Source organism: Marinobacterium sp. xm-m-312 (assembly GCF_013283295.1).
In the GTDB taxonomy this organism is placed as follows: Bacteria; Pseudomonadota; Gammaproteobacteria; order Pseudomonadales; family Balneatricaceae; genus Marinobacterium_E.
The window spans coordinates 399,511-426,239 of the sequence record NZ_WBYS01000001.1; the positions used below are offsets into that span (position 1 = coordinate 399,511).

24 protein-coding genes and 8 tRNA genes are annotated in these 26,729 nt (G+C 49.2%); 16 read left to right on the forward strand and 16 right to left on the reverse strand.

Going from position 1 to position 26,729, the window contains the following annotated elements; genetic code table 11:
- Window positions 1-15: 15 nt before the first annotated feature.
- From tgt to serB, 6 genes are all read left to right on the forward strand, one after another.
- Window positions 16-1,134, forward strand: a complete 1,119-nt coding sequence (gene tgt, locus XMM312_RS02080) for a tRNA guanosine(34) transglycosylase Tgt (protein WP_173483636.1) — start codon at window positions 16-18, stop codon at window positions 1,132-1,134.
- A gap of 42 nt (window positions 1,135-1,176) precedes the next feature.
- Complete coding sequence (gene yajC, locus XMM312_RS02085; protein WP_173480633.1) at window positions 1,177-1,506, forward strand: preprotein translocase subunit YajC; 330 nt, start codon at window positions 1,177-1,179, stop codon at window positions 1,504-1,506.
- Window positions 1,507-1,576: 70 nt separating this feature from the next.
- Window positions 1,577-3,430 (forward strand): protein translocase subunit SecD, encoded by a 1,854-nt coding sequence (gene secD, locus XMM312_RS02090; protein ID WP_173488632.1) that lies wholly within the window; start codon window positions 1,577-1,579, stop codon window positions 3,428-3,430.
- Window positions 3,431-3,442: 12 nt separating this feature from the next.
- Window positions 3,443-4,363, forward strand: coding sequence for a protein translocase subunit SecF (gene secF / locus XMM312_RS02095; protein WP_173484586.1), 921 nt, complete (start codon window positions 3,443-3,445; stop codon window positions 4,361-4,363).
- Window positions 4,364-4,441: 78 nt separating this feature from the next.
- The gene (rnr, locus tag XMM312_RS02100; protein WP_173488633.1) at window positions 4,442-6,901 is read left to right on the forward strand and encodes a ribonuclease R; all 2,460 of its coding nucleotides are present in this window, start codon (window positions 4,442-4,444) and stop codon (window positions 6,899-6,901) included.
- Between the two features lie 43 nt (window positions 6,902-6,944).
- Window positions 6,945-8,156: a phosphoserine phosphatase SerB gene (gene serB / locus XMM312_RS02105; protein WP_173483591.1), complete on the forward strand. Its 1,212-nt coding sequence runs from the start codon at window positions 6,945-6,947 to the stop codon at window positions 8,154-8,156.
- 320 nt (window positions 8,157-8,476) lie between these two features.
- Here the strand turns inward: serB and XMM312_RS02110 are convergent.
- From XMM312_RS02110 to XMM312_RS02160, 11 genes are all read right to left on the reverse strand, one after another.
- A tRNA-Gln gene (locus XMM312_RS02110) sits at window positions 8,477-8,551 on the reverse strand.
- Window positions 8,552-8,555: 4 nt separating this feature from the next.
- Window positions 8,556-8,632: transfer RNA gene (locus XMM312_RS02115), tRNA-Met, on the reverse strand.
- An 18-nt stretch (window positions 8,633-8,650) separates the two neighbouring features.
- A tRNA-Gln gene (locus XMM312_RS02120) sits at window positions 8,651-8,725 on the reverse strand.
- A gap of 4 nt (window positions 8,726-8,729) precedes the next feature.
- Window positions 8,730-8,806 (reverse strand) — tRNA-Met (locus XMM312_RS02125).
- 127 nt (window positions 8,807-8,933) lie between these two features.
- Complete coding sequence (ychF, locus tag XMM312_RS02130) at window positions 8,934-10,025, reverse strand: redox-regulated ATPase YchF (RefSeq protein ID WP_173484584.1); 1,092 nt, start codon at window positions 10,023-10,025, stop codon at window positions 8,934-8,936.
- Between the two features lie 9 nt (window positions 10,026-10,034).
- Window positions 10,035-10,628 carry an aminoacyl-tRNA hydrolase gene (gene pth / locus XMM312_RS02135; protein ID WP_173484583.1) on the reverse strand — a complete coding sequence of 198 codons (594 nt, stop codon included), beginning with the start codon at window positions 10,626-10,628 and terminating at the stop codon, window positions 10,035-10,037.
- 21 nt (window positions 10,629-10,649) lie between these two features.
- Window positions 10,650-11,240, reverse strand: a complete 591-nt coding sequence (locus XMM312_RS02140; RefSeq protein ID WP_173484582.1) for a 50S ribosomal protein L25/general stress protein Ctc — start codon at window positions 11,238-11,240, stop codon at window positions 10,650-10,652.
- Between the two features lie 111 nt (window positions 11,241-11,351).
- The gene (locus tag XMM312_RS02145) at window positions 11,352-12,293 is read right to left on the reverse strand and encodes a ribose-phosphate pyrophosphokinase (RefSeq protein ID WP_173484581.1); all 942 of its coding nucleotides are present in this window, start codon (window positions 12,291-12,293) and stop codon (window positions 11,352-11,354) included.
- 72 nt (window positions 12,294-12,365) lie between these two features.
- Window positions 12,366-12,441: transfer RNA gene (locus XMM312_RS02150), tRNA-Gln, on the reverse strand.
- A gap of 96 nt (window positions 12,442-12,537) precedes the next feature.
- The gene (gene lolB, locus XMM312_RS02155) at window positions 12,538-13,110 is read right to left on the reverse strand and encodes a lipoprotein insertase outer membrane protein LolB (protein WP_173484580.1); all 573 of its coding nucleotides are present in this window, start codon (window positions 13,108-13,110) and stop codon (window positions 12,538-12,540) included.
- Window positions 13,092-14,801 carry a tetratricopeptide repeat protein gene (locus XMM312_RS02160; RefSeq protein WP_173484579.1) on the reverse strand — a complete coding sequence of 570 codons (1,710 nt, stop codon included), beginning with the start codon at window positions 14,799-14,801 and terminating at the stop codon, window positions 13,092-13,094. Before XMM312_RS02160 ends, lolB begins: the two co-directional genes overlap by 19 nt.
- 164 nt (window positions 14,802-14,965) lie before the next feature.
- Between XMM312_RS02160 and hemA the strand changes: the two genes are divergently transcribed.
- The 4 genes from hemA to XMM312_RS02180 are packed head-to-tail and all read left to right on the forward strand — an operon-like array spanning window position 14,966 to window position 18,903.
- Window positions 14,966-16,231 carry a glutamyl-tRNA reductase gene (gene hemA, locus XMM312_RS02165; RefSeq protein ID WP_173480644.1) on the forward strand — a complete coding sequence of 422 codons (1,266 nt, stop codon included), beginning with the start codon at window positions 14,966-14,968 and terminating at the stop codon, window positions 16,229-16,231.
- Between the two features lie 15 nt (window positions 16,232-16,246).
- Window positions 16,247-17,332, forward strand: coding sequence for a peptide chain release factor 1 (prfA, locus tag XMM312_RS02170; RefSeq protein ID WP_173480645.1), 1,086 nt, complete (start codon window positions 16,247-16,249; stop codon window positions 17,330-17,332).
- Window positions 17,333-17,335: 3 nt separating this feature from the next.
- Window positions 17,336-18,160, forward strand: coding sequence for a peptide chain release factor N(5)-glutamine methyltransferase (prmC, locus tag XMM312_RS02175; RefSeq protein ID WP_173480646.1), 825 nt, complete (start codon window positions 17,336-17,338; stop codon window positions 18,158-18,160).
- Window positions 18,160-18,903, forward strand: coding sequence for a molybdopterin-synthase adenylyltransferase MoeB (locus XMM312_RS02180; protein WP_173480647.1), 744 nt, complete (start codon window positions 18,160-18,162; stop codon window positions 18,901-18,903). Before prmC ends, XMM312_RS02180 begins: the two co-directional genes overlap by 1 nt.
- A 13-nt stretch (window positions 18,904-18,916) precedes the next feature.
- Here the strand turns inward: XMM312_RS02180 and XMM312_RS02185 are convergent, their stop codons facing one another.
- From XMM312_RS02185 to XMM312_RS02195, 3 genes are read right to left on the reverse strand one after another with little or no spacing between them, the layout of a single operon-like run.
- Window positions 18,917-19,498, reverse strand: coding sequence for a hypothetical protein (locus XMM312_RS02185; protein ID WP_173483586.1), 582 nt, complete (start codon window positions 19,496-19,498; stop codon window positions 18,917-18,919).
- Window positions 19,488-20,276: a class III extradiol ring-cleavage dioxygenase gene (locus tag XMM312_RS02190; protein WP_173483585.1), complete on the reverse strand. Its 789-nt coding sequence runs from the start codon at window positions 20,274-20,276 to the stop codon at window positions 19,488-19,490. Before XMM312_RS02190 ends, XMM312_RS02185 begins: the two co-directional genes overlap by 11 nt.
- Entirely contained in the window at window positions 20,276-21,628 is a 1,353-nt protein-coding gene (locus tag XMM312_RS02195) for a DEAD/DEAH box helicase (protein ID WP_371740234.1), read from the reverse strand. Before XMM312_RS02195 ends, XMM312_RS02190 begins: the two co-directional genes overlap by 1 nt.
- A gap of 182 nt (window positions 21,629-21,810) precedes the next feature.
- Between XMM312_RS02195 and XMM312_RS02200 the strand changes: the two genes are divergently transcribed.
- The 3 genes from XMM312_RS02200 to XMM312_RS02210 all read left to right on the forward strand — a co-directional run bounded on the left by XMM312_RS02200 (window position 21,811) and on the right by XMM312_RS02210 (window position 24,225).
- Window positions 21,811-22,542: a glutathione peroxidase gene (locus XMM312_RS02200; RefSeq protein ID WP_173484577.1), complete on the forward strand. Its 732-nt coding sequence runs from the start codon at window positions 21,811-21,813 to the stop codon at window positions 22,540-22,542.
- Window positions 22,543-22,639: 97 nt separating this feature from the next.
- Window positions 22,640-23,362 (forward strand): SDR family NAD(P)-dependent oxidoreductase, encoded by a 723-nt coding sequence (locus XMM312_RS02205; protein WP_173484576.1) that lies wholly within the window; start codon window positions 22,640-22,642, stop codon window positions 23,360-23,362.
- Window positions 23,362-24,225 (forward strand): amidohydrolase, encoded by an 864-nt coding sequence (locus XMM312_RS02210; protein ID WP_173484575.1) that lies wholly within the window; start codon window positions 23,362-23,364, stop codon window positions 24,223-24,225. Before XMM312_RS02205 ends, XMM312_RS02210 begins: the two co-directional genes overlap by 1 nt.
- A 12-nt stretch (window positions 24,226-24,237) precedes the next feature.
- Here the strand turns inward: XMM312_RS02210 and XMM312_RS02215 are convergent, their stop codons facing one another.
- Window positions 24,238-25,413 carry a mandelate racemase/muconate lactonizing enzyme family protein gene (locus XMM312_RS02215; protein ID WP_173484574.1) on the reverse strand — a complete coding sequence of 392 codons (1,176 nt, stop codon included), beginning with the start codon at window positions 25,411-25,413 and terminating at the stop codon, window positions 24,238-24,240.
- Window positions 25,414-25,430: 17 nt separating this feature from the next.
- Window positions 25,431-26,201, reverse strand: a complete 771-nt coding sequence (locus tag XMM312_RS02220) for a class II aldolase/adducin family protein (protein WP_173483541.1) — start codon at window positions 26,199-26,201, stop codon at window positions 25,431-25,433.
- A 250-nt stretch (window positions 26,202-26,451) separates the two neighbouring features.
- Here XMM312_RS02220 and XMM312_RS02225 point away from each other — a divergent pair.
- From XMM312_RS02225 to XMM312_RS02235, 3 genes are all read left to right on the forward strand, one after another.
- Window positions 26,452-26,539, forward strand: a tRNA-Ser gene (locus XMM312_RS02225).
- 20 nt (window positions 26,540-26,559) lie between these two features.
- A tRNA-Asn gene (locus XMM312_RS02230) sits at window positions 26,560-26,635 on the forward strand.
- Window positions 26,636-26,651: 16 nt separating this feature from the next.
- Window positions 26,652-26,727 (forward strand) — tRNA-Lys (locus tag XMM312_RS02235).
- The last annotated feature ends 2 nt before the right edge of the window (window positions 26,728-26,729 follow it).

Below are 26,729 nucleotides of genomic sequence, written 5' to 3' on the forward strand. Positions count from 1 at the left end.
AGCCGTCACTGTTTTATGAAATTTGAGACGATTACGAGCGAAGGTAAAGCGCGTCGTGGTCGTTTGACCTTCCCGCGTGGTGAGGTCGAAACCCCTGCATTTATGCCTGTGGGTACCTATGGAACCGTCAAGGGCATGCTGCCGCGTGATGTCGAGGCGACAGGTGCTCATATCTTATTGGGTAATACATTCCACCTGATGTTACGTCCTGGTACCGATCTGATCGAACTTCATGGCGATCTTCACGACTTTATGCAGTGGGATAAACCGATACTGACTGACTCAGGCGGCTTCCAGGTATTTAGCCTAGGTAAAATGCGCAAGATCACAGAAGAGGGCGTCTCTTTTCAATCGCCTGTGAATGGTGACAAGGTCTTTGTCAGCCCCGAAGTCTCGATGGAAGTACAGCGCAAGCTAGGGTCTGACATCGTTATGATTTTTGATGAGTGTACACCTTACCCTGCCACTGAGCAGGAGGCGGCTGACTCTATGCGTCTCTCTCTGCGATGGGCACAGCGATCTAAAGATGCGCACGGTGACAGTCCCTCGGCGTTGTTCGGTATTGTGCAGGGTGGTATGTATGAACACCTGCGTGATGAATCTCTAGAGGGGCTCACCAATATTGGCTTTGACGGCTATGCCATTGGTGGTCTGTCGGTGGGTGAGCCTAAGCATGAGATGATCAAAGTGTTGGATCATTTGGCTCATAAGATGCCGGAAGATAAGCCACGTTATCTGATGGGTGTGGGCAAGCCTGAAGATTTGGTGGAAGGGGTGCGTCGTGGGGTTGATATGTTCGATTGTGTCATGCCAACTCGAAATGCACGAAACGGCTTTTTATTTACCCGTGAAGGGGTTGTAAAAATCCGTAACTCGTCCCATAAAACAGATATTGGACCAGTGGATGCGGAGTGCGGTTGTTACACCTGTCAGAACTTCAGTCGATCTTACCTGCACCACCTTGATAAGTGTGGCGAGATTCTGGGCTCGCAGTTGAATACGATTCACAACTTGCACTACTACCAAGACTTGATGGCAGGTTTGCGTGGAGCCCTTGAACAGGGTACATTGACCGCCTTCGTAGATGAGTTCTACCGTCGACGTGGCATGGAAACGCCAGCGTTGGCTGAATGACTTAAATAAACTTATATAAATGATGTTACAGGAGTGCTTTTAATGAGCTTCTTTATTTCACCTGCTTACGCTGAAGGTGCAGCTGGTGCTACCGATCCAGGTATGTTTAACCTTATTTTCCTACTGGGTTTCGGTTTGATCTTCTACTTCTTCATGTGGCGCCCACAAGCAAAACGTCAGAAGGAGCATAAAGCACTGGTATCTGGTCTTGCTAAAGGTGATGAAGTGATCACCGCTGGCGGTATCATCGGTAAGGTTGTTCGTGTGTCTGACGACTACATTGCACTTGAAGTATCAGAAGGTGTTGAGCTTAAGTTCCAGAAGACTCACGTTGCGTCTGAACTGCCAAAAGGCACTATTAAAGGTATTTAATCGACCTTGCTTACAGCGCTGTTACTGAACGGTAACGGCGCTTTTCTGTTTTTAAAAGGATGGGCCTGTAATGCTCAATCGTTTTCCTCTTTGGAAAAGCTTGATGATTGTTGTGACACTTTTGTTCGCAGCGATCTACGCTATGCCAAACCTCTACCCTGACGACTTTGCGGTTCAAGTGTCGGGTTCCAAACAAGATTTTAAAGTGGATGATCGCACTCTTGCTCGCGTGACGGCTGCTCTGGATAACAACCAGATCGAGTACAAATCGCTTGAAGCAGAAGAGGGTAAAGGTCTGATCCGCTTTGCCGATGGTGATGCTCAGCTACGTGGCCGTGAAGTGATCGGCCGTATCCTGGGTGAAAATTACACCGTTGCTTTAAACCTAGCACCCACGACACCTAGCTGGCTGACAGACATCGGTGCCGGCCCTATGAAACTGGGTCTGGATCTTCGTGGTGGTGTCCACTTCCTGCTTGAAGTGGATATGGTGACAGCCGTCTCTCAGCGTCTTGAAGTGTACGTCAGTGAGATCAAATCCAACCTGCGTAAAGAGCGTCTGCGTTACCGTCAAGTAGAGACTCTGGATGATGGTACGCTAGCGGTTCGCTTTGCCGATGCTGCCACCCGTGATGAGGCCTCTTCGCTGCTCAGAAAGAGCTACCAGGAGTTTTTGATTACTGACCTGGATGAAGAGGGCTACTCAAGCCTTCAGATCTCTTTGAGTGAGCAGACACTGCGTGATATTGAAGATTATGCCGTTAAGCAGAACCTGACAACGCTGCGTAATCGTGTCAACGAACTGGGTGTGGCTGAGCCGCTGGTTCAGCGTCAAGGTCGTAACCGTATCGTGGTTCAGTTGCCGGGTATTCAGGATGCGGCCGCCGCCAAACGTATCATTGGTAAAACGGCTAACCTTGAGTTCCGTCTAGAAGCAAAACCAGACACCTCTCGTGCGCTGACTGAAACCTACCCATTCCGTTCAGACGAGAACCGTAAAGCGAATCTTGAGCGTGATGTCATCATTACCGGTTCTAGCGTCTCTAATGCGCAGTCGAACTTCGATGAGAACGGCATGCCTCAGGTATCAATCAGCCTTGATTCCAAAGGGGGTCAGTTAATGAACCGCACGACGCGTGATGCTATTCAACGTCGCATGGCGGTTCTGTTTGTCGAGTTTAAGGCGCGTATGGTGACTGAGACGGTTGATTGTCAGCAGGTTGAAAAACGTGTGCCATACGTTGAGAAGAAGATCATCTCCCTTGCAACGATTCAGAGTGCGTTGGGCTCTAGCTTCCGTATTACCGGTCTAGATAACCCGCAAGAAGCGTCTGAGCTGGCGCTGTTGCTACGCGCTGGTGCACTAGCAGCACCTATATACTTCGTCGAAGAGCGCACCGTAGGTCCATCGATGGGTGCTGAAAACATCGAGCTTGGTTTGACGTCCGTTCAAATTGGTTTCGCGTTGGTGATGCTCTTTATGCTGGCTTACTACCGTGTATTCGGTCTAATCGCTAACATTGCATTGACACTGAACTTGGTGATGCTGGTGTCGGTTATGTCGATTCTTTCAGCCACCCTGACCCTGCCGGGTATAGCCGGTATTGTTTTGACCGTCGGTATGGCAGTGGATGCCAACGTGCTGATCTTTGAGCGCATCAAAGAGGAGCTTAAAGTCGGCATGCCGGTGCAGTCAGCGATTCACTCCGGTTTTGCACGTGCCTTCACAACGATCTTGGATGCCAACGTCACGACATTGATCGCAGCGTTGATCCTATTTGCGATGGGTACGGGTCCAGTAAAAGGGTTCGCAATTACGCTGTCAGTCGGTATTTTGACCTCAATGTTTACAGCCATTCTTGTGACTCGCCTGATGGTGAATCTGGTGTATGGCGGCAAACAACTTAAGTCGATCAAGCTGTAAGGAGGTCTAGAGATGTCAGAAGTTCATAAACTCTATAATTTCATGGGCCTACGTAAGGCCTTTGGTATCTTCTCGATCGTTTTGATGATCGCCTCAGTCGCGTCATTAGCGGTTAACGGTCTTCGCTTTGGTCTCGACTTCACAGGCGGTAGCTTGGTTGAAGTGGGTTATGAAGCCTCAGCGGATCTGAACCTTATTCGTCAGCAGCTGTCGACGGCGGGTTATGAAGATGCTGTTGTGCAAAACTTTGGGTCCAGTACCGATGTGTTAATCCGCTTAGGTGAGACGCACGACCCTAAGTTGGGTGACAAAGTGGTTGAGGCGCTTAAAGCTGATGGCTCGGAAGTCGAGTTGCGTCGTAACGAGTACGTCGGTGCACAGGTCGGTGAAGAGCTTCGCGAACAGGGTGGCCTAGGCATGCTGCTGGCGCTTGCGATGATTATGGTCTACCTAGCGTTCCGTTTCCAATTCAAGTTCTCTCTTGGTGCTGTATTGGCCTTGGTTCACGACGTGACCATCGTGCTCGGCTTCTTCTCGATCATGCAGTTGGATTTCGATCTGACGGTGCTTGCGGCGGTGCTTGCGGTAATCGGTTACTCGTTAAACGATACGATTGTTGTCTATGACCGAATCCGTGAAAACTTCCGCATCATGCGTAAAGGTGGTCCGCTTGAGATATTGAACAGCTCGCTGTCGCAGACGTTGAGCCGTACATTGGTGACCTCTTTAACTACCGCGCTTGTGCTGGTTGCGCTGTTGGTCTTCGGTGGTGAGACGATTCGTGGTTTTGCGATTGCATTGCTGGCGGGTGTCGTAGTTGGTACCTACTCTTCAATCTATGTCGCAGCGAATCTGTTGTTGGCACTCAAGATTACGAAAGAAGATCTGATTCCTCCGCCTAAAGAAGAGTCAGAAATAGACGAAATGCCTTAACTTTAAAGCCGGCTCTTGATGCCGGCTTTTTTATTTCAGGTTAATATGATTGAAATACTTTTATGGATTGGATGATTAATGAGTAAGCAGTGGCGCGATAACGACCCCAACGCACAGGAAGAGGCGGGTAAATACGACCGACCTGTGCCCAGTCGAGACTACATTATTGAGTTTCTTCGTAAGTGGGGTGCTCCTATAAGCCATGCGCACCTGTGTGCCGAGCTGAAGCTCAGTCATCCCGATGATATTGAAGCGGTGCGTCGTCGTTTGATCGCAATGTGCCGTGATGGGCAGTTGATATCGGATCGTCGCAATCAATTCGGCTTAATTGAGAAGATGGATCTGATTCCAGGTCGTGTCATTGGTCACCGTGATGGCTTTGGCTTTGTTAAGCCCGATGCCGGAGGTGATGATCTGTTTATCAGTGCTCGCCAGATGAAGCAGCTATTTGATGGCGACCGTGTTCTGGTTCAAGAGATCGGATCTGACCATCGTGGTCGACCTGAAGGTAAAGTGATTGAACTGCTAGAACGTCCTTTGAAAAAGGTGGTGGGACGTTTCGATGGTGAGAATGGTTTCGGCTCATTGATTCCAGAAAATCAGCGTATAACCAATCAGATTGTGGTCATGCCGGACCCTGATAAAGATCTTAAATACGAAGATGGCCAGCTGATTGTTGTTGAGTTGGTTCAACAACCGGATAAACGCCACCCGGCGCGCGCCAAAGTGGTTGAAGTACTGGGTGACCACTTGGCGCCGGGCATGGAGATTCAAGTTGCCATTCATAACCACGACATTCCCAATGAGTGGAATGCCGGCGTCCATCAAGAGATCGGTGATTTAACTCCTGAGGTTAGGGAAGAGGACAAGACCAATCGTATCGATCTGCGTGATCTCCCGTTTGTCACGATTGATGGTGAAGATGCTCGCGATTTCGATGATGCTGTTTATGCTGAGAAGAAGCGTATGGGCGGCTGGCGCCTATGGGTAGCCATTGCCGATGTCTCTTATTACGTTAAACCGAACAGCGAGCTGGATAAAGAGGCGGTTAAACGGGGTAACTCTGTCTACTTCCCCGAGTATGTTGTGCCGATGCTGCCTGAGCTGTTATCCAACGGACTCTGTTCGCTGAATCCCAACGTTGATCGTTTGGCGATGGTCTGTAAGCTCAATATTAAACGAGACGGCTCTATCGGTGATGCGGAGTTTTTTGAAGGGATCATAAACTCTAAAGCTCGTCTGACCTACACCAAAGTGGGCGCTATGTTGGATCGTGATGATGATTCGGCTGACGCTGAGTTGTGGCGTGATCAATATAAACAGGTGCTACCTCACCTACAGACGCTTCACGGGTTGTTCCACCGACTTCGCGAAGCGCGCGATGATCGTGGAGCGATCGATTTCGACACCACCGAAACACGCATCGTCTTTAGTGATGAGCGTAAGATTCAGAACATAGTGCCCGTGACGCGTAATGATGCGCATAAGCTCATCGAAGAGTGTATGTTGGCAGCCAATGTGGCAACGGCTAAGTTCTTAGCGAAGCGCAAAAAACCTGCGATCTACCGTATCCATGACGGCCCTAAAGAGCAGCGTCTGGAAAACCTGAGAGCCTTTTTAGGAGAGTTGGGTTTGGCGCTGCCGGGTGGTGATTCACCGGAGCCTAAAGACTATCTAAAACTGGCGTCGGCGATCGAAAATCGTCCGGATCGACACATTATCCAAACCATGATGCTTCGCTCGATGCAGCAGGCTGTGTATAGCCCTGATAATCATGGCCACTTTGGTTTGGCGTATGAGGAGTACACTCACTTTACCTCACCGATTCGACGTTACCCTGATCTTCTTGTCCACCGGATGATTCGATCAGCGATTCACGAAGATAAGAAGATTAAAGGAGCCGCGAGACCGGATGGTTTTGTACGCAACCCAAGCTTTGTTATAAATTACAGTGCAGAGCAGATGCTGCAATTTGGTGAACACTGCTCGATGACTGAGCGTCGTGCCGATGAGGCGACACGTGACGTGGTCTCTTGGCTGAAGTGTGAGTACATGCAGAGCCAGATTGGTGAAGAGTTCACTGGCGTTGTCTCTGCGGTAACAGGCTTTGGTGTGTTTGTTGAGTTGGATGATCTTTTTGTCGATGGTCTCGTTCATATCACCAGCCTACCAAGTGATTACTACCAGTTCGAAGCGGGCAAGCAGCGTTTGATTGGCGAACGTACAAGGCGCGTCTTTAAGCTAGGTGATCGATTAGGCGTGCGCGTTGCACAAGTCAATCTGGATGAGCGCAAGATCGATTTCGAACTACTCGATTCAGAGAAAAACAAACCGACGAAAAAACCATCAGTCCGAGAGCGTTTGGCCATGGGGCTGTTTGATCAGAAAGGTAAGGGCGGTGCTAAATCAGGTGCGCGCGGTAAGGGTTCAGGCTCTGGGCGTTCAGGCGGTAGCTCGGGTGAAAAGTTTGGCGGTAAGACAGCCAGCAAAAGCCGTGGAGCAAAAAAGAGCGGCGCGTCTAAGCGCAAGCGCTCTTAACTGGGTATAATCGCATATAGCTTTCTTTGACTCGAGTAAGAGAATGAACGAACTGATTTTGTTGACCTTGTCTGGTTCCGATAAACCGGGCGTCACCGCGGGTATTACTACGATTTTGGCTAAATACGATGTTGAGGTTCTAGACATCGGTCAAGCAGTCATTCACAACACCCTATCCCTAGGTTTACTGTTAAAAGTACCTCATGAGGCTGAATCTTCACCGCTGCTGCGTGATCTGCTGTTCAAAGCGCACGAGATGAACATGGTGCCGCGCTTTGAACCGGTCACTCTAGAAGAGTACCAAAGCTGGGTCGGTGCACAGGGTAAGTCACGTCACATTATCACTCTGCTAGCACGACGCATTTCGGCTGAGCATATCGCCAAAGTGACTGAGGTGGCTGCGCGTTACGATCTTAATATCGACAACATCTCACGCCTATCTGGCCGTGTCTCAATTGATGAGGTTGAAGAGGAGAGCAGCAAGGCCTGTGTCGAGTTCTCTGTACGTGATATGTCTGCGGATGAAGCTGAAGTGCGAGCGACTCTGCTAACTTTGGCATCAGAGCTGGGTGTGGATATCGCCTTCCAGCGTGACGACATCTATCGTCGTAACCGCCGTCTGGTGGTGTTCGATATGGACTCGACACTGATTGAAGCTGAAGTCATCGATGAGTTGGCGAAAGAGGCTGGTGTCGGCGATCAGGTGTCAGAGATTACCGAAGCGGCTATGCGCGGTGAGATCGACTTCAATGAGAGCTTTAAGCGTCGTGTGGCTCTTCTGGAAGGGTTGGATGAGTCGGTCCTTGAAGGCATCGCTCAGCGCCTGAAAATGACCGAAGGTGCCGAACAGTTAATGTCACAGCTTAAACGCACTGGATATAAGACCGCGATCCTTTCGGGTGGCTTTACCTACTTTGCCAAGTTCCTGCAGAAGCGTTTAGGTTTTGATTACATTCACGCCAATGAGCTCGACATCCAAGATGGCAAAGTGACCGGTAAAGTGGTCGGTACGGTAGTCAATGGTGAGCGTAAAGCAGAACTGCTTCGTGAGATTGCCGCCAAAGAGGGTGTCTCTCTAGAACAGACTATCGCAGTAGGTGATGGTGCAAACGACCTGCCAATGCTCTCTATCGCGGGCTTAGGCATTGCCTTTAGAGCCAAACCTCTAGTGCGTGAGAATGCTAAACAGTCGATCAGCACTCTTGGCCTAGATGGTATTCTATACTTGATTGGTTTCCGCGATCGGGATGTGTGATTGAGCGTCTGAATCAATAAACCTCGCTTCGGCGAGGTTTTTTGTTGAAGCATCTCTTAAAGAGGTCGCGATCAATACCCAGAAAATCGCCTCATCTGCGGTAAGGCTCCAACAATGCTAAAGTCACTAGTGTTTAGTTTTAACTGTTGGAGCGTCCTTGAAAAGGTCGCGATCAATACCTAGAAAATCGCCTCATCTGCGATAAGGCTCCAACAATGCTAAAGTCATTAGTGTTTAGTTTTAACTGTTGGAGCGTCCTTGAAAAGGTCGCGATGGAAATATGAGATTGATGTGGTGATGAAGCAGTATTACTCAAAAAATGGCAGGGGTAGCAGGACTCGAACCTGCGCATGGGAGGATCAAAACCTCCTGCCTTACCACTTGGCTATACCCCTAGAATGGTGGCAATGACGGGATTCGAACCTGTGACCCACGCATTATGAATGCGTTGCTCTAACCAACTGAGCTACATTGCCATGCTTGAAAGACTTAGATGGCAGGGGTAGCAGGACTCGAACCTGCGCATGGGAGGATCAAAACCTCCTGCCTTACCACTTGGCTATACCCCTAAGATGGTGGCAATGACGGGATTCGAACCTGTGACCCACGCATTATGAATGCGTTGCTCTAACCAACTGAGCTACATTGCCATCTTTCAAGGCCGCGAATTATTCCTTCTATAGGCTTCTATGTCAATAGAATCTAAGGGAAAAACCCAAATTCGGCCTGATAAAATTGTGAATCGATCAATCACTGATCAATTCACAAATATTCGCTTTAAACGTTGAAACGGAAGTGGATAACGTCGCCATCTTTGACGATGTAGTCTTTACCTTCTAGGCGAGCTTTACCCGCCTCTTTAGCGCCTTTTTCACCTTTATATTCGATGAAATCATCGTAGCTGATCGTCTCAGCACGGATGAAGCCTTTTTCGAAATCGGTGTGGATGACACCCGCAGCCTGCGGAGCAGTAGCACCGATTTTGACGGTCCAAGCGCGGACCTCTTTAACACCGGCTGTGAAGTAAGTTTGCAGCCCCAGTAGCTGGTAACCTGCACGAATCACACGATCCAAGCCTGGCTCTTCCATGCCCATGTCTTGTAGAAACTCAAGGCGTTCGTCATCTTCCAGTTCTGAGATTTCAGACTCTAGCTTGTTACAGATCGCAACGACTTCCGCGTTCTCATTAGCAGCAAACTCACGAACCGCATCTAGATGAGGGTTATCATCAAAACCTTCTTCAGAGACGTTAGCGATGTACATGGTCGGTTTAGTCGTTAGTAGGTGGAATCCCTTCGCTAGCTTCTGCTCATCGTCAGAGAGCTCTAGTGAGCGAACTGGCTGACCCTCTGATAGGTGAGGGATCAGTTTTTCCAGCAGGGCTTTCTGTGCCACTGCCTCTTTGTCACCGCCTTTAGCTGAACGTTGTACACGCTGCAGCTGCTTTTCACAGGACTCCAGATCCGACAGAGCCAACTCTAGGTTGATCGTCTCAATGTCTTCAAGTGGGTGGATGCGGTTAGCGACGTGAATGACATTCTCATCTTCGAAACAGCGAACCACGTGTGCAATGGCATCCGTTTCACGGATGTTAGCAAGGAATTTGTTACCAAGACCTTCGCCTTTAGAAGCGCCTGCTACCAAGCCTGCGATGTCCACAAACTCCATCGTGGTTGGCAGGATGCGCTCTGGGTTTACGATCTCCGCCAGTGCGTTTAGGCGTGGATCTGGCATTGGAACGATGCCTGAGTTCGGCTCGATGGTACAGAATGGGAAGTTCTCTGCATCGATACCCGCTTTAGTGAGCGCGTTAAAGAGCGTTGATTTGCCGACGTTTGGTAGGCCGACGATGCCACATTTAAATCCCATGATACTGTCCTATTTCGCTGATGCGTTAAAACTGTGAAGTGTGTTCATTGCTTTGGCATGATCCCCTGAGACAATCATCGGGATGTATCTCAACGTTTCATCAATCGCCTGTTGGGTAGAGTTGCGTTCTGCAATCGGTGCTTTGCGCAGTACAAATCCTGCAACCTGTTGAGCGCTGCCCGGATGTCCAATACCTAAACGTAGGCGGTAAAAATCTTTGTTATTGCCCATGCTGGCAATAATGTCACGCAAACCATTGTGTCCACCGTGACCGCCGCCTTTTTTTAGACGTGATACACCCGGTGGTAGATCTAGCTCATCGTGAGCGACCAAAATGGATTGAACGGGAATCTTAAAAAAGTTAGCAAGTGCTGCAACGGCTTTGCCTGACCGGTTCATAAAGGTCGTTGGAACCAATAGATGAACGGGTTGTCCGTTGATTAGGATCTTGCTGTAGAGCCCAAAGTAGTTCTTGTTGGGCAGAAGAGGTGAACTGTGTTGAGCAGCAAGCTGCTCAACCAGTTCTGCACCAGCGTTATGGCGTGTTTCGTGGTACTCAGCACCTGGGTTGCCTAGTCCGACAATGAGGCTGATACCTTCCATAAGCTGGCGCGTATTAGGCTATTAGCCTGCTACTTTAGCACCGCGTGGTGAGTAACAGTAACCGATGCCTTGGTCGTGGTCTTCGCCGCGACGTAGAGCAACGATTTCAACACCTTCTGGCAGAGCGATGTCTGAAAGGTGAGCAATCTGACCAGTCTGGATCTGAGAAAGGTCACAAGAGACAGACTCAGGAAGGTCTTTAGCTAGACAAGTTACTTCTACAACAGCTGTTTCTGCAGCGAATTTAGCCGATGCTTTTGCAGCCGCTGATTTTTCGAAGTTAACGAACTGAAGTGGAACGCGGATCTTGATGCGCTGGTTGTCATCGATGCGCTGGAAGTCAGCGTGAAGAACAACAGGCTTCGCAGGGTGGCGCTGTAGATCTTTGATGATTACAACTGTCTTAGTACCGTCTAGGTCTAGCGCGATTGGCGATGAGTAGAACGCATCGTTTTGCAGTGCTTTACCTAGTTCGTTTGCGCTTAGGCTGATGCTCTGTGGCTCAGCTGAACCGTAAACGATTGCTGGGACTTGGCCAGCGCGACGCAGGCGGCGGCTCGCACCTTTCCCCTGATCTTCGCGGGCAGTTACATTTAGAGTGAAGTTAGACATTTTATATACCTATATAAATTTAAAAACTGCAGGGACCCGCGACCAGATCTCTACAGCTTTGTTTGCCCCGAAGGGCGTTTAGTGAGCCGAAGCTCTTAAAATCAGCTGTTCTTAACGGAACATCGCGCTGATTGATTCTTCGTTGCAGACACGGCGTACCGCTTCTGCCAACATGGGAGCCAGTGAAAGTTGGCGAATTTTGCTGCAACTTTTCGCGGCTTCGCTCAGTGGGATGCTGTCAGTAACAACCATCTCATCAAGCTGAGAATTTGCAATGTTATCAATGGCTGGGCCAGAGAAAACCGGGTGTGTGATGTAAGAGACAACGCGTTTCGCGCCTTTCTCTTTCAATGCAGCGGCTGCTTTACATAACGTACCTGCTGTATCACACATGTCATCAACAAGAATACAAGTACGACCTTCAACGTCACCGATCAGATTCATAACCTGTGATTCATTCGCACGCTCACGACGCTTATCGATGATCGCAAGATCAGTATCAAGCTGTTTAGCGACTGCTCGAGCACGAACAACACCACCGATGTCCGGTGATACAACCACAACATCGTCATAGTTCTGGTCGTTGATGTCGTCTAGAAGAACGGGCGAGCCGTAGACGTTATCAACAGGGATGTCGAAGAAGCCCTGGATCTGGTCTGCGTGCAGATCTACTGTCAAAACGCGGTCAACGCCTACGTTGGTTAGCATGGTTGCCACAACTTTAGCGCTGATTGGTACGCGCGCTGAACGTGGACGACGATCTTGGCGGGCGTAACCGAAGTAAGGAATTACCGCTGTGATACGTGTTGCTGACGCACGACGGATAGCATCAATGAAGACCATAAGCTCCATTAGGTTGTCGTTTGTCGGTGCGCAGGTCGACTGCACGATGAAAACGTCTTTACCGCGAACGTTCTCTTGAATCTCTACACTTACTTCACCATCGCTGAAGCGGGCTACTGTCGCTTGGCCAAGATCCAAATCTAGGCGCTCTGCTACACGTTCTGCCAATGCTGGGTTTGCATTGCCAGTAAATACCATCATCTTAGACACGTCGTAGTCCTGCTCTTTGTCAAAAGAAATGTATGATGAAGTCGTTTGTTGAGGATCTGTCATCGTAATAAATGGCAGGGGTAGCAGGACTCGAACCTACGAATGCTGGAATCAGAATCCAGTGCCTTACCAACTTGGCTATACCCCTAGCGCTCTCCAGTGGTTTCCCACTAAATTTAAGAGGCGCATATTTTAAATTAGAGGCGCTATAAATCAACCCCTGTTGACTGTTTTTTACACAGAATCAGAGTGGGAATTGCCAGTCAGAGATGATTAAGGTGACATCCAGTTGAGTGTGGCTCATTTTAAGCTTGCGGGGTGCTGTTTTGCCGTTGCTAAGAGTCGTCTGTGCGAGCGTACTGATCTGCCATTCGTTTTGCAGAAAGTGCCCCGGCTCTTTTGCAACAAAAGGTTGTCTTGGATCAGGTCTGCCTTGAATCCAGTAAAGGGCATGGTTTACCGGAAGTTGCCAGCCCAGTAACTCCTGCATCAAAGCTTCAGCTGAGTCTGCTACATAGCTCTGTTGATCGTCCGTCACTAACTTTGCAAAACGATCATTGCCGGTCAGTCTCATGACCTGGCGGCCAAATGGATCGATCAGTGCTAGGTCAAACGTCTGTTGGTTTTGGGTCCAGTTAAAGCGGGCGCTTTCGCTGATCTGATCTCCGCGTACACCGAGTTTTCCGCTCACACTAAAGGAGAAGTGAACGGGTTCAGTCAGCGGTTGCACAGGAATAGGTTTAGGTTTTGTTATGCACCCGCTTAGGTACGCGATTGAGCTGATCAGTATAAAAAGTTTTACAAGCTGTTTAGCCACTGCTCGGCCTCAAGGGTATGACGGTTTTCAGGGTGATCTTGAAGCAGAGTGTCCAGTAATGTCTTGGCTTCGTCAATCCGTTCCAATTTGGCCAGCACCTGAATGTAGTGTTTAGCGACCTCTGGGTCGGGAAAGGCTTTAAAGGCTTGTTCGATGTAGATCAGAGCTTCTTGATAGTTATTTGATAGATAAAACGCCCACCCCATAGAGTCGATGACTGCTGGATCGTCCGGGGTTGACTGGTAAGCCTCTTTAATCAGGTTAAATGCCCTCTCAAAATCGTCTGAATAGAGCAGCATTGAGTAGCCTAGAGCATTCTTAAGGCTTGGGTTCTCTTCATCCAATGAGAGTGCTAGTTCAAGGTTGATCAGCATCTGCTCAGGATCGATCGGTTCAAAAGCGATCGCTTTCGCATAAATGAGCGAGTTGGCTTGTGGAACAATTTTTAGCTGTTCGTCGATCAGATCGATCGCCTCTTGGTTGCGTTGTTGATCGAGTAACCATTCGGCGGCGATGCGGGTCAAAGGCTCTATACGTTCTGGATCTTGTTTGATGAGCGTCGCTAGGCGCACCTCTAACTCACTGCTAGATGTTGCTGGATCAATGAGCTCTAAGGTTCTTGCAAAAGCGTTTAGTAGATTGTCACCTGATTTAACCTTGCCGTAAGCGTTCAGAGCCGCTTCGGTGTTGCCACGCTGTTGCTCGATGGCTCCTTTGTAGAGGTAGATATCGCTGTTCTCTGGATCCATGGCAATCAGGCGGTCTATCCAACGCTCAGCCGGGTCGAGCAATTCGTTTTCCAGCAGTAGCAGTGCGTAGTAGTAGATCAGTTGTGGATCTTCATTACTCTCGTTGATGGCCGACTCAACTAGGTTAGGGACTTGATCTGGGCTCTCTATTAGAAGCAGTCGAATTTGGAAAGCCTGAAGCTCTCTGTGGTCTGTATGCTCTATTAGTGCAGGCTGCATGAGATCCAGTGCGCGTGGGATCTCTTCAAGGTCGATGCCAATGATGCGTGCCTTATCCAAAGTTAGATCGGCATTATTAGGATCAATGGCCAGCCCCTGATCAAGTAGATCAATGGCCTTGTTGGGTTGCTGAAGTGAGCGTTGGATGCGCGCTTGAAGCAGAATATTGGGTAGCTTTTGTTGTTGCTCTGGCCCTAGATGCTGAAGGAGATCGAACAGTGCATTGAGTTCCGTGGGTTGTAAGGTTGCACGGTGGCTTTCGATCAGGCCATAAGTCTCAGCACTAAATTCGGAACGGCTTGCTAGGAGCTCCAACGCTTGATCGATTTTGCCCTCTTGAAAGTAGAGGTTAAGCAAAATTTGAAAGGGTAAGGCTTTGTTTGGATCGAGCGTTTGCCATAGTGTTGCCGACTGCTCGACAAGCTCTGCATCACGCATGAATTGTGAAATGCGAGTAGCGCGTTCAGCCAGTTCAGGGCTTTGCGAGAGTTGTGCTTGCTTGTAAAAAAGTGCTTGGGATTGAGCAAAGTCCCGATTCTGACCATAGAGCTCAGCGCTGATCAAATCTAGCAAAGACTCTTGGTTAAGTTCGCCCGGTGTATAGATGGTAGTCGAGTCGGCGCTTTTAAGTTCTGCCTGCTCTGAAGGGCTGTTTGGTTTTGTAGGAGTACAACCCGCTAGAAGAGCCGAAAGGGCCAATGCACTGAATAATGTCGATCTCAAATCTCAACTCCTAGGTTACCAATCTCATCACTATAGAAAACCGATCGGGTGTTGTCATGTGTATAAGCTGCAAAACAGAACAAAAACAGTGGTCTAGGTCTTATTAGACTAGTCTTTACCGTGTATTATTAGCGACCTGTAATATTTAGGTACAAAAGGGATTCATGTCTTTACTCGCTTTAGGGATTAACCATAAAACCGCTCCGGTTGAGATCAGGGAGCGTGTCTCCTTTGCGCCCGAGTCTTTGGTTGACGCTGTAAAGCAAGCCTGTGAAGAGGCCGCACTTGAAGAGGTGGCTATACTCTCTACCTGTAACCGTACTGAGTTGTACTGCCGTTTAGAGGGTGATGGATCAGATCAGTTGCTCAACTGGTTGGCTAGCTATCACCAGGTCGATAAGTCACAACTCGCCAACTGTATCTATGAGCACTGGGATTTAGGTGCTGCACGTCACATGATGCGTGTCGCATCGGGTTTGGACTCCTTAGTGTTGGGCGAACCTCAAATCCTTGGGCAGTTGAAAGACTCATACTCTGTTTCGCAAGAGGCGGGACGAGCGCATGCAGAGTTAGGTCGACTCTTTAGACAGACTTTTTCTGTGGCCAAACAGGTTCGAACCGAGACCAGTATTGGACAGAACCCAGTCTCTGTTGCCTATGCGTCGGTCAGCTTGGCGCAGCACATTTTTGCCGATTTGGCGGATAGCCGAGCGCTACTGATTGGTGCCGGTGAAACCATCGAGCTGGTGGCTCGACACCTGAAAAATGCTGGAATCAAATCGATTACCATCGCGAACCGAACGCTATCACGTGCTCTGGCATTGGCTGATGAGGTAGATGGTAAAGCGGTTGAGTTTGCCTCTATCCCTGATGAGCTTCCTAACGCGGATATCGTGATTACCTCTACGGCATCGCAGTTGCCTATTTTGGGTAAAGGCAGTGTTGAGCGTGCGCTCAAGGTTCGTCGTCACCGTCCTATGTTTATGGTGGATATTGCCGTTCCTCGTGACATCGAAGCCGAGGTGGGCGATCTTGAGGATGTCTACCTCTACACCGTTGATGACCTGACGGAGGTGATCGAAGAGAATCAGCGCTCACGACAGGAGGCCGCGCAAGAGGCTGAGGCGATCATTGAGCAGGGTGCAGAACTTTTCATGCGTCAATTGCGTGAGTTGGATGCCGTCGATACATTGACTGCTCTTCGACAGCAGCAGATGAGCATAGCCGATGAAGAGCTAGAGAAGGCGCTATCGCAACTGCAAAATGGTAAGTCACCTGAAGAGGTGCTAAAGCGTTTAGCGAATGGTTTAACCAACAAGTTTTTACACGAGCCTAGTGTGCAGTTGCGCAAAGCGTCTGCCGAGGGTCGTGACGATCTGCAGCGATCGGTTCAAGAGCTGTTTCAACTCAATCCGCAATCGAAAGATTAGCGTCGGAAATTAAAGATGAAAGAATCCATACGTCAGCGACTGGAGTCGTTGGTTGATCGTTTTGAAGAGCTGTCGGCTCTGCTGAGCGATCCGAGTGTTATTAGCAATCAAGATCAGTTCCGTGATTACTCACGTGAATATTCGGACCTAGAGCCGATCGTCGCCACCTTTAACCAGTGGAATCAGGCGAAAGAGGATCAAGAGACCGCGCTTCTGATGATGGAAGAGGACGACGCTGATCTAAAAGAGATGGCGCAAGAGGAGTTCAAAGAGGCTAAAGCCCTAGAAGAGCAACTTGATGCTGATCTGCAAATTTTGATGCTGCCGAAAGACCCTAATGATGGTCGTAACGTCTTTCTTGAAATTCGAGCGGGAACCGGTGGTGATGAGGCGGCTATTTTTGCCGGTGATCTGTTTCGAATGTACTCACGCTATGCCGAGAAGATCGGTTGGCGGGTAGAGGTCATCAGTGCGAATGAAGGTGAGCACGGCGGTTACAAAGAGATCATAACTCGTGTTATCGGCGATGCCGTTTACTCTCGACTGAAGTTCGAATCGGGTGCGCACCGTGTACAACGTGTGCCTGAAACCGAATCCCAGGGACGCATTCATACTTCGGCCTGTACCGTTGCGGTAATGCCTGAGATGGATGAGTCGGCCGAAATCGATATCAATAAAGCGGACCTGCGAGTTGATACCTTCCGTGCATCCGGTGCCGGTGGTCAGCACGTCAACAAAACAGACTCCGCAATTCGTATTACGCACATCCCAACAGGTGTAGTGGTTGAGTGTCAGGAGGAGCGTTCGCAGCACAAAAACCGTGCTAAAGCGATGGCGCTGCTCGCCTCACGTCTGCAGCAGGCAGAGATCGATAAGGTGCAAGCGGAACAGGCCAGCGCCCGTAAAAGCTTGGTTGGATCGGGCGATCGTTCAGAACGTATTCGTACCTACAACTACCCTCAGGGACGTCTGACCGATCACCGTATCAACCTGACCCTCTACAAGCTAAATGAGGTGATGCAGGGTGATATGGATGAGGTTCTCAATACGCTAATGCAGGAGTATCAGGCAGAGCAGCTAACGGCGCTGTCTGACGATTAATTGATGCGCATCGACGAGGCCCTAGCGAAATCGGCAGAGCTGAAATCAGACTCTGCTCGCGTCGATGTAGAACATCTACTCTGCTTTGTCCTTCAAAAAGACCCCAGTTATCTTAGAACTTGGCCGGAAAAAGAGCTGACAGCAGAGCAGCTTAGCCAGTTTGATTCACTCCTAGTTAAACGGTCACAGGGCACTCCTGTCGCTCACTTAACGGGACGTCGTGGCTTCTGGTCGTTTGATCTAGAGGTCAATCAACACACGTTAATTCCTCGTCCTGATACCGAAACCTTGGTTGAGTGGGCCCTTGAGTTGCCTCTCAATTCGAAAGCATCTGCAGTCGACCTAGGTACAGGAACGGGTGCCATCGCCATCGCGTTGGCGCTGGAAAACCCTGCATGGCAAGTGAGTGCTGTGGAGTTCGTTGCAGAGGCCGCTGAGTTGGCAAGACGAAACGCAGTTCGTTTAGGCGCCTCTAATTTAACGGTGCTATCCGGTTCTTGGTTTGAACCTTTGGCCGGTCAGTACGATTTAATCGTTTCAAATCCACCCTATATTGATCCTAAAGATACTCATTTAGAGCAGGGTGATGTCCGCTTTGAACCCCTAACGGCATTGACTGCCGAGGATGAAGGGCTAGCCGATCTCTTCTATATTATTGAGATAGCTCCAGCCTATTTGAAGGGTGATGGCTGGTTGCTACTAGAGCATGGCTATGATCAAGCGGAGCAGGTGGCCAATAAACTTAAACAGGTTGGATTTGAACAGGTTGAAACACGGCAAGATTATGGGGGTAATCCCAGAATTACCGGTGGTTGTTGGAGAGTCTGATGTTAAATGATGAACAGTTATTGCAATACAGCCGACACCTTCTGTTGCCGGAAGTCGACGCGGCCGGTCAAGAGGCTTGGTTAAACGCCAAAGTGTTGATCGTTGGCTTGGGTGGATTAGGCAGCCCAGTTGCACTCTATTTGGCTTCGGCAGGTGTGGGTGAGTTGGTACTGGCTGATGATGATCGAGTCGAGCTAAGCAACCTTCAGCGTCAGGTGATCCATACGCATCAACGATTGGGTGAGTTTAAAGTAGAGTCGGCCCAAGCGCAGATTGCTGAGATCAATCCCAATACCCAGGCCAGCGTGATCACTGATCGATTAGATGGTGAGTTGTTGCAACGCACCGTCAGCAGTGTGGATCTGGTCGTTGATTGTACCGATAACTTCCAAACCCGCCATGCACTGAATCGAGCCTGTTTTGAGGCCGGTAAGCCGCTGGTCTCAGGTGCTGCGATTCGTTTTGAAGGGCAGGTCAGTGTTTATGATCCTCGCCACCCTGAAACACCTTGCTATCAGTGCCTCTATCCTGCGGATGCCAATGTTGATCAAAACTGTTCAACCTCTGGCGTGTTTGCGCCTCTTGTTGGTATGGTCGGTACGATTCAAGCAGCGGAAGCACTCAAAGTGTTGGCTAGCATCGGCGAGGTTTTAGAAGGGCGGTTGCTGCTTATTGATGCCAAGACGATGCAATTTCAAACGTTGAAGTTATCTAAGCGAGCAACTTGTGAGGTCTGTGGTTAAATCTTAGTGGGATTTAAAGCCAACTGTCTCTCAATGTTTTGTCAGCTACAATGCGGCTGGCGTAGCTTTGAAAGGTTTCAGAGGCTTCTGTTAACTGTTGCTCGTTCAGTCTGACACCGGACTCAATCAAAAACTTCATCAGCTCTCTATCTTCATTTTTAATTGCGAACACAATCGCTTCAGTCGCACCGTTGAGGTCACAGCCATGTTGTGACACTAGGCTGAGCAGGGCCATTCGATCACTCTCCCTATTGTTTACAATAAACCTACTCAGCTGATTGATTTGCTGGTTGGAGATGCGATTTAACCCCTCTCTTAGTAACACTCTTAGGGTCTTGATCGGCTGTTCAGTGGTGCAGGCTAATAGCCCGTAATTGAGCAATTTTTCAGTATCAGAGATCTGCAGCTTCTGCAGAAGTGACTCTAGATAGTCAGGTGCGGACTCGTGAATCGCCGCTTCAATGAGCTGTGTGGATGCAGCTGATAGATCAGCAGGGTCGACTCTGTTTAGGATCTCCCTAAAGCCTTTGAGATCCTCTTTGAGAAGAGCCTTTTTGAGTTTATCGATGTTTGATTTAAACAACTTACTCAGCATTGATGCCAAACATCCAAGAGTCCATGGCGATAGCGCTGTGTCGGACTTCGTCGTTCATATGTTTCAGATTGACCCACTCATCACCGGCCGCACCCAGTGCAAAGTAGAGCGGGATAAGGTGTTCATCAGTGGGGTGGGCGGCTTGTGCATAAGGGGCCACTGAACGGTAGTTCAGTAGAGTGGCCAGTTCACGTTTTTCCAGTCGAGTTTTTAGCCAGTCGGTAAACATGCTTACGTACTCAGGCTGCCCAGGTTGGCGAACATCTCTTAGATTGTGGGTTGTGCTGCCGGATCCAATGACGAGCACTCCCTCTTGTCTTAAGGAACGCAGTGCATACCCCATCTTGTAGAGTGATTCAGGCGTGCTCGTTCTTGGCATCGAGAGTGCTACAACCGGAACATCTGCGTCTGGATAGAGATGTCTAAGCGGAGCCCAGACTCCGTGATCTAAGCCGCGTTGTGCATCCAACTCCACTTCATAACCGGCAAAGGTGAGTAGTGACTGGGCATAAATCGCCAACTCTAAATCCCCTTTGGCAGGGTATTGAATGGCAAACAGCTCATCAGGGAAACCGTAAAAGTCATGAATGGTTTCAGGCTGGAGTGATGAGGTCAGTTTAATCCCGCCAGTAAACCAGTGTGGCGACATGATGAGTATCGCCTTGGGTTGCGGGTATTTTGCTAGCTCATCAAGGCGCTGCTGTTCAGATTCCCCGAACACTAATGCATCAAGCGGTGAGCCGTGGCTCAAATAGAAAGAGGGTAGTGCTTGTTTCATCAGTCGTTTGGATCCAGTCCCGTTGTCTTACGGCGCATCATTGGTGCATTGCCATCGCCTAATGCAGCAGCTGCTGGTTGACGACGCTTGCCGATATCCTTCTTATCGCGAGCGCGCTGTTTAACCTTAGGCTTATCGCTGCTCTTACGTTTATCAGACTCTTTGCGCTTTTTAGTACCCGCTGCACGGCCGTTCTTACGAACTTTTTCAGGTCCCTTGTAGTGACCTTTCAGTCCCGCAATGGATCGCATCTCAAACGTCACCTTAAGGTAGCGCTGGATGGTCGCGGATAGGTTCCACTCGTTCGACATGATCAGGTTGATGGCCAAACCTTTGCGTCCCTGTCGACCACTGCGGCCGATACGGTGAACGTACTCGTCACCCTTACGCGCCATATCAAAGTTGATGACGAGGTCGACACCTTCAATGTCCAATCCACGTGCAGCAACATCGGTTGCGATTAGGTGGTTGATGCGGCCATCTCTGAATAGCTGGAGAATACGTTTACGTTCCGGCTGCTCCATCTCGCCATGAAGAATGCCGATGCGACGACCTTCACGTTGTAATTTAGTACCAAGCTGCTCTGCAAAGGCACGGGTATTACAGAAGATAATCCCTTTCTCATGCTCTTCGTTATCTAGCAGCCAAAGTAGTATCTTCTCTTTGTGACCAGGGTGATCAGCTAGGATCATCTGCTGTGTGATCGTCTCAACAGCATCTTGTGCAGTCGCTAGCTGCAATCGAACCGGCTTTTTGAGACCAACATTGATCAGGCTTTGAAGTTTGCTGTGGTTGAGCGTTGCAGAGAGCAGTAGCGTCTGACGCTCTGTAGGGCAGGCATCAATAATAAAGCTCATCTCATCTTTAAAGCCCATGTCGAGCATGCGATCGGCTTCATCAAGAACAAGGTACTCAAGATCATCAAAATCGAGGGTGTTGCGCTCAAGGTGCTCTTTCAAACGACCTGGTGTGCCTACTAAAATTTCTGGGTTTTTACGTAGGCGAGCGACCTGGTTTGACCAGTTTTCACCGCCACACACGCTCTGAACCTGAATTTGTGTAAATGCCGCTAGCTCTGCACACATGTTTTCGACCTGTTCAGCCAGCTCTCGTGTAGGGGTCAGAATCAGTCCGCGTGTGCCCGAGCGAGGTTTAGGCGTGTCGAGCAGCTTTTGTAGCAGTGGCACAACAAAAGCGAGTGTTTTACCGCTGCCTGTTTCTGCACCAACCAGAAGGTCTTTACCTTCTAACGCGACAGGGATGCTCTCCTGTTGCACTGGGGTGGGTTGAGTAATGCCCATTTGGTCGATCGCTTTTAAGATACGATCACTGATATCGAGTTCGCTAAACACGCAAAGTTCCTACATAAATGAATGGCGCGATTCTATCAGATTAGGCAACAGGGCTCTCTATTTATTGTTGCTATAGGTTTTAAATATGAAGTGATTAGTTTTAATTAATTTTATTAAAATTTCTATTTCTCATATTCTAAATCTATCGAAACGAACGAGCTTTACATAAAAGGAGTCAAGCCATGATGAATCGAGAAGGACAAACAGTCCCACAGGTTACATTTCCAATTCGTGAAAGTAACGAGTGGGCTAAAGTCACTACAGATGATCTTTTCAAGGGTAAAACGGTCATTGTGTTTGCATTACCCGGAGCATTTACACCGACCTGTTCAAGCACCCATTTGCCTCGCTATAACGAATTGGCTCCTGTCTTCGCCAAAGAGGGTGTGGATAGCATCATCTGCCTATCAGTGAATGATCCATTTGTGATGGATGCCTGGGCTGGTGATCAGGGTGCAGAGAATATCTACATGCTTCCTGATGGTAATGGCGAGTTTACCGACGGCATGGGTATGTTGGTTGATAAAGCGGATCTTGGCTTTGGTAAGCGCAGCTGGCGCTACTCGATGCTGGTTAAAGATGGCGTCATCGAGAAGATGTTCATCGAACCGGATGTGCCAGGTGACCCATTCCAAGTGTCCGATGCTGACACTATGTTGAACTACATCAACGCCAATGCGGAGCAGCCTAAACGCGTCACTGTGTTTACCAAACCAGGATGCCCGCACTGTACGCGTGCTAAGAAAGCATTGAGTGAGGCTGGTTTCAGCTACGAAGAGATCAACCTAGGTGCGAAAGGACTAAGTTACTCGACACTAGCCGCTGTAACTGGTCAGGGAACAACACCGCAGGTATTCATTGATGGTCAGCGAGTCGGTGGAGCTGACGATCTAGAGGCTTGGTTGGCCAAATAATATATAGCTAAACCCTTATCAAACAGTGCCAGACAGGTTTATAGACCTGTCTGGCACTGGCTGGTTACAATGGCTCATCAATCTAGATAGGTGAGTTATGCAGCGAACAGTTGTGATTACAGGTGGTGCTTCGGGGATAGGTTTGGCGATTGCAGAGCGCTTTGCTGAGCTGGGCGATAGGGTATTTAACCTCGACATCAGCCCAAGCGCCGTTGGCGAGACGTTGATCTGCGATGTGACGGATCATCAAAAGGTAACGAACGCTGTTAATCATATTGCCGATCAATACAGCATCGATGTGGTTGTATCCAATGCGGGGCGTCATCTATCCGCTAATATTGAACAGACGAGCGAAGCGGATTTCGTTGCGATGTTTGATCTGAACGTGAAGGGCGCCTTCTCCCTGGTGCAGGCTTCTGTTCCGCACATGAAGGAGCAGGGCGGTTCGATCATTTTTATCGGTTCAGATCAATCGTCAGTGGCTAAGTCGAACTCTTGTGCTTACAACATGACTAAGCACGCTCTGGCTTCACTCGCCAAAACCACTGCAATCGATTACGCCCAGTTTAATATCCGCTCCAATATTGTCTGCCCAGGTACGATAGAGACGCCGCTCTACACTAAAGCGGTCGAGGCCTATTGTGCTCGCTCGGGTTCAGATCTCAATGAGGTGCATCAGGCAGAGGCCAATGAGCAGCCTATCGGGCGCATTGGACAACCTAATGAGGTGGCCGCGATGGTGGCTTACTTGGCCAGTGATGAGGCGGGTTTTGTCACCGGTGCCATGCTGCCGATTGATGGTGGATACACTGCACGCTAATGATCAATATTACTGATCCGCACCTGCATCTGTTTAATCTTTCACAGGGTGAGTATGGTTGGCTTCAGCCTAATCAAGGGCCTAATTGGCCTGATAAATCAGCCTTGCTTCGTAATTTTACTGAGTCAGATATACGTCTATCTGAACCAATGCGCTTGGCGGGTTATACACACATTGAAGCGGGTTTTAGTAATGATCAATCCTGGCTTGAGATCGATTGGATTGAATCACAGGCCAGCCTCCCTGTTCGAACGATAGGCTGTGTAGATCTTTGTCGTTCACAGTCTGAGTTCAGAAACGCTATTTCAGAGCTAACCGAGCGCTCATCCATGGTGGGGGTGCGTCATATCTTTGATGATCAGTTAGATTTGATCATTAGCCACCCTAACACCCTGTCTAATCTTAAAATCCTAGAGTCGGCCGGACTGCTCTTTGAGCTGCAATTTGATGCTACGGATGAAGTGGCTGTCGATAAGGTCGTAGTGCTTTTCAAACAGCTACCTAATCTGACGGTGGTTTTGAATCACCAAGGCTTTGGTTCAGCCGCGTTCTCTAGCGAGCAAAAGCACCATTGGCTAACCGGTTTAACGAAGCTTGCTGAGCTGCCAAACCTGTACGTTAAGTGTTCAGGGTTCGAGATGTTGGATAGAGCATTTACTGCACAGACACTTCAACAGACGCTTGAGCAGCTTGTGACTCTTTTTGGTCAGAGTAGGGTGATGGTGGCGTCTAATTTCCCGCTGATAACCCTCTCTATGAGCTATGAGGCCTATTGGTTGTTGGTTGTTGAATCTGTGCGTAAATCGGGATTGGATTTAGAGCGGTTGGTAGATCTCAACGCGCGTGAGATCTACCGTTTCTAGCTTCTTCCGGGATTATTTAACCTTCACGTTGGGTGAGCGGTAGACAATCTCATCATTTAGCTCAATACCGATGCCTGGAAGATCCGGTACGCTGAACTTGCCGTTCACTGGCTGATAATCCTGAATACAGAGTTCGCGGTTCCAAGACTTGATGGCATAGGTATGGTGCTCATGTATTAGGAAGTTAGGTATCGCTGCTTCCAGTTGCAGTGACGCGGCGGTTGCTACGGGTCCGCCACACACGTGGGCTTGAATGCGAATGTCGTAGACATCGGCGTAGTCACACACCTTCTTAGCTTCAGTGAAGCCGCCACAAAGGCCGACGTCGGGTTGTAGTACATCGATCGATTGATCTTCAAAGTACTGACGAACATCCCAGCGGTGATATAGGCGCTCACCCCCTGCGATGGGCACGTTAACACCGTCGGATACTTTTTTGTGCACTTTAGAGTTGAGGTAGTTCACAGGCTCTTCGTACATCATGCAGCCCACCTCTTCGATCACTTTACCCATCTGGATGGCCGATGCGGCACCCATTAAAGAGTGTGATTCGAAGATAATGTCGACTTCGTCACCGACTTCGTTACGAATGGCACGCAGGCGATCTCCAAACAGCTTCATCTGCGCAGGTGTAAAGAGCTTGGTGCGGTCAAAGCTTGAATCACCGTTAGCATCGTAGACGATCGGATCGACTTTAACGGCATCGTAGCCTTCTGCCATCGCCTTTGAGGCTGCACGGGCGTAATCAGCAGGCGTTAGCATCTTGGTGCAATCTTTATCCCAGTCGAACTGCAGTTGGCTGGCATAGGTGCGCAGGTTGTCATTGGTCTTGCCACCTAACAGTTGGTAGACAGGGAGTCCGAGTGCTTTACCTTTGATATCCCACAGTGCTGTGTCGATGGCACTCATCGCCGAATATAGAACAGGGCCTCCACCAAGTCCCCAGAAGCTCTCGCGTAGCATGCGTGACCATAAAAGCTCTGTCTTAAACGGATCAAAGCCGATCAGCACCGCTTCGGCGATCTCTTTAATCATTGCGGCCGCTGCACTGTGTCCCCAGTCGTAGGCGAGGCCCGCTTCACCGAGGCCGTGAATGCCTTCATCGGTATGAATGCGGACAAAGACAGGGTTCCAGGGTGGACGCTCTGGACAGTGGATATCAAAAATCTCTACTTCGGTGATTTTCATTGCTTAAACTCTAATAATTATTGATCAAATTCTGGGTAAGCTTGTTTAACTTTTCGTAGCATCGCTGGCCAAGCTTTTTGGCCACCCGTTGTTCCGGTGTGTACGACATTGGCCTGGGCTTTGATGCCATCAATCACACTTTGTGGAACAGGAACAATATCAGTCGCGTTATGCTGCATTTTGACCTGCACTTCACAGGCCATAATCAGGTCGTACATGTGCATGAAAGCGTCGCCAATGGTTTTGCCCATGGTCAGCGCACCATGATTTCTCAACATGAAGAAGTTGGCAGTGCCAAGATCATCCTGAAGACGCTTGATCTCTTCTGGGTTTACCGCCAGACCTTCGTACTCGTGGTAGGCAATGCTGGCTAATGCAAAGGCTGAGTACTGACTTAATGGCAGTAGTCCCTCTTTGCGAGTCGCAACCGCAATCAGATCAGGGTGATGCAGGTGAAATGCGCACTGGTCTTCGTGGCGTGCGAGGTGCACCGCGCTGTGAATGGTAAAACCCGCAGGGTTAATGTCATACGGAAAGTCCGGATCGATTTTATTGCCATCAATGTCGATCTTGACCAGATTGGAAGCGGTTACCTCATCGAATCGTAGGCCGAACGGGTTGATCAGTAGCTCTTCGGTACCGGGGATACGTGCCGAGATGTGGGTATAGATAAGATCATCCCAACCATGCAGTACGACCAGTCGGTAGGCTGCAGCTAAATCGATGCGTGTTTGCCACTCGATATCAGATACTTTGCCCCGAAGATTGACCTTAGGAATGTTGTACATAGCGTTACTCAATGTAGAAATTGTTAGTCGAATCCTATCACAGGGCGGTCGCTGCAAGTACTGACATTCATCACAATTCGCTAAGGCGTTTGTTGGAAGATTTCCGATTTATGTCGCTTGTCTGATCAATCCTTGAACAAACTGATCATTGGGTGATCAAAAAAGAACTTTTTTTCACTTTTTTGTGAATTTTTTGTGGCTAATGGTTGACAGAAAAACTGAGGACGGTAACATCTGCGCCCATCCTAACGGAGGGATGGCTGAGTGGTCGAAAGCACCGGTCTTGAAAACCGACGAGTCGAGAGGCTCCCAGGGTTCGAATCCCTGTCCCTCCGCCATTAGGATGTCCAAGGTTTATTCCTCGATAGCTCAGTTGGTAGAGCAGTAGACTGTTAATCTATTGGTCGCTGGTTCGAGTCCAGCTCGAGGAGCCAAACCGAGATTTGGAGTGGGTCGTTAGCTCAGTTGGTAGAGCAGTTGACTTTTAATCAATTGGTCATAGGTTCGAATCCTATACGACCCACCATT

Excerpts from the sequence above, each read along its gene's own strand:
- XMM312_RS02220 (WP_173483541.1), bottom strand. The coding sequence starts at position 26,201 with ATGTACAACATTCCTAAGGTCAATCTTCGGGGCAAAGTATCTGATATC.
- prmC (WP_173480646.1), top strand. The coding sequence starts at position 17,336 with ATGCGCATCGACGAGGCCCTAGCGAAATCGGCAGAGCTGAAATCAGAC.
- ychF (WP_173484584.1), bottom strand. The coding sequence starts at position 10,025 with ATGGGATTTAAATGTGGCATCGTCGGCCTACCAAACGTCGGCAAATCA.
- rnr (WP_173488633.1), top strand. The coding sequence starts at position 4,442 with ATGAGTAAGCAGTGGCGCGATAACGACCCCAACGCACAGGAAGAGGCG.
- XMM312_RS02210 (WP_173484575.1), top strand. The coding sequence starts at position 23,362 with ATGATCAATATTACTGATCCGCACCTGCATCTGTTTAATCTTTCACAG.
- XMM312_RS02190 (WP_173483585.1), bottom strand. The coding sequence starts at position 20,276 with ATGAAACAAGCACTACCCTCTTTCTATTTGAGCCACGGCTCACCGCTT.
- XMM312_RS02180 (WP_173480647.1), top strand. The coding sequence starts at position 18,160 with ATGTTAAATGATGAACAGTTATTGCAATACAGCCGACACCTTCTGTTG.
- XMM312_RS02215 (WP_173484574.1), bottom strand. The coding sequence starts at position 25,413 with ATGAAAATCACCGAAGTAGAGATTTTTGATATCCACTGTCCAGAGCGT.
- XMM312_RS02140 (WP_173484582.1), bottom strand. The coding sequence starts at position 11,240 with ATGTCTAACTTCACTCTAAATGTAACTGCCCGCGAAGATCAGGGGAAA.
- serB (WP_173483591.1), top strand. The coding sequence starts at position 6,945 with ATGAACGAACTGATTTTGTTGACCTTGTCTGGTTCCGATAAACCGGGC.
- secF (WP_173484586.1), top strand. The coding sequence starts at position 3,443 with ATGTCAGAAGTTCATAAACTCTATAATTTCATGGGCCTACGTAAGGCC.
- hemA (WP_173480644.1), top strand. The coding sequence starts at position 14,966 with ATGTCTTTACTCGCTTTAGGGATTAACCATAAAACCGCTCCGGTTGAG.
- secD (WP_173488632.1), top strand. The coding sequence starts at position 1,577 with ATGCTCAATCGTTTTCCTCTTTGGAAAAGCTTGATGATTGTTGTGACA.
- XMM312_RS02200 (WP_173484577.1), top strand. The coding sequence starts at position 21,811 with ATGATGAATCGAGAAGGACAAACAGTCCCACAGGTTACATTTCCAATT.
- pth (WP_173484583.1), bottom strand. The coding sequence starts at position 10,628 with ATGGAAGGTATCAGCCTCATTGTCGGACTAGGCAACCCAGGTGCTGAG.
- XMM312_RS02185 (WP_173483586.1), bottom strand. The coding sequence starts at position 19,498 with ATGCTGAGTAAGTTGTTTAAATCAAACATCGATAAACTCAAAAAGGCT.
- XMM312_RS02205 (WP_173484576.1), top strand. The coding sequence starts at position 22,640 with ATGCAGCGAACAGTTGTGATTACAGGTGGTGCTTCGGGGATAGGTTTG.
- yajC (WP_173480633.1), top strand. The coding sequence starts at position 1,177 with ATGAGCTTCTTTATTTCACCTGCTTACGCTGAAGGTGCAGCTGGTGCT.
- tgt (WP_173483636.1), top strand. The coding sequence starts at position 16 with ATGAAATTTGAGACGATTACGAGCGAAGGTAAAGCGCGTCGTGGTCGT.
- prfA (WP_173480645.1), top strand. The coding sequence starts at position 16,247 with ATGAAAGAATCCATACGTCAGCGACTGGAGTCGTTGGTTGATCGTTTT.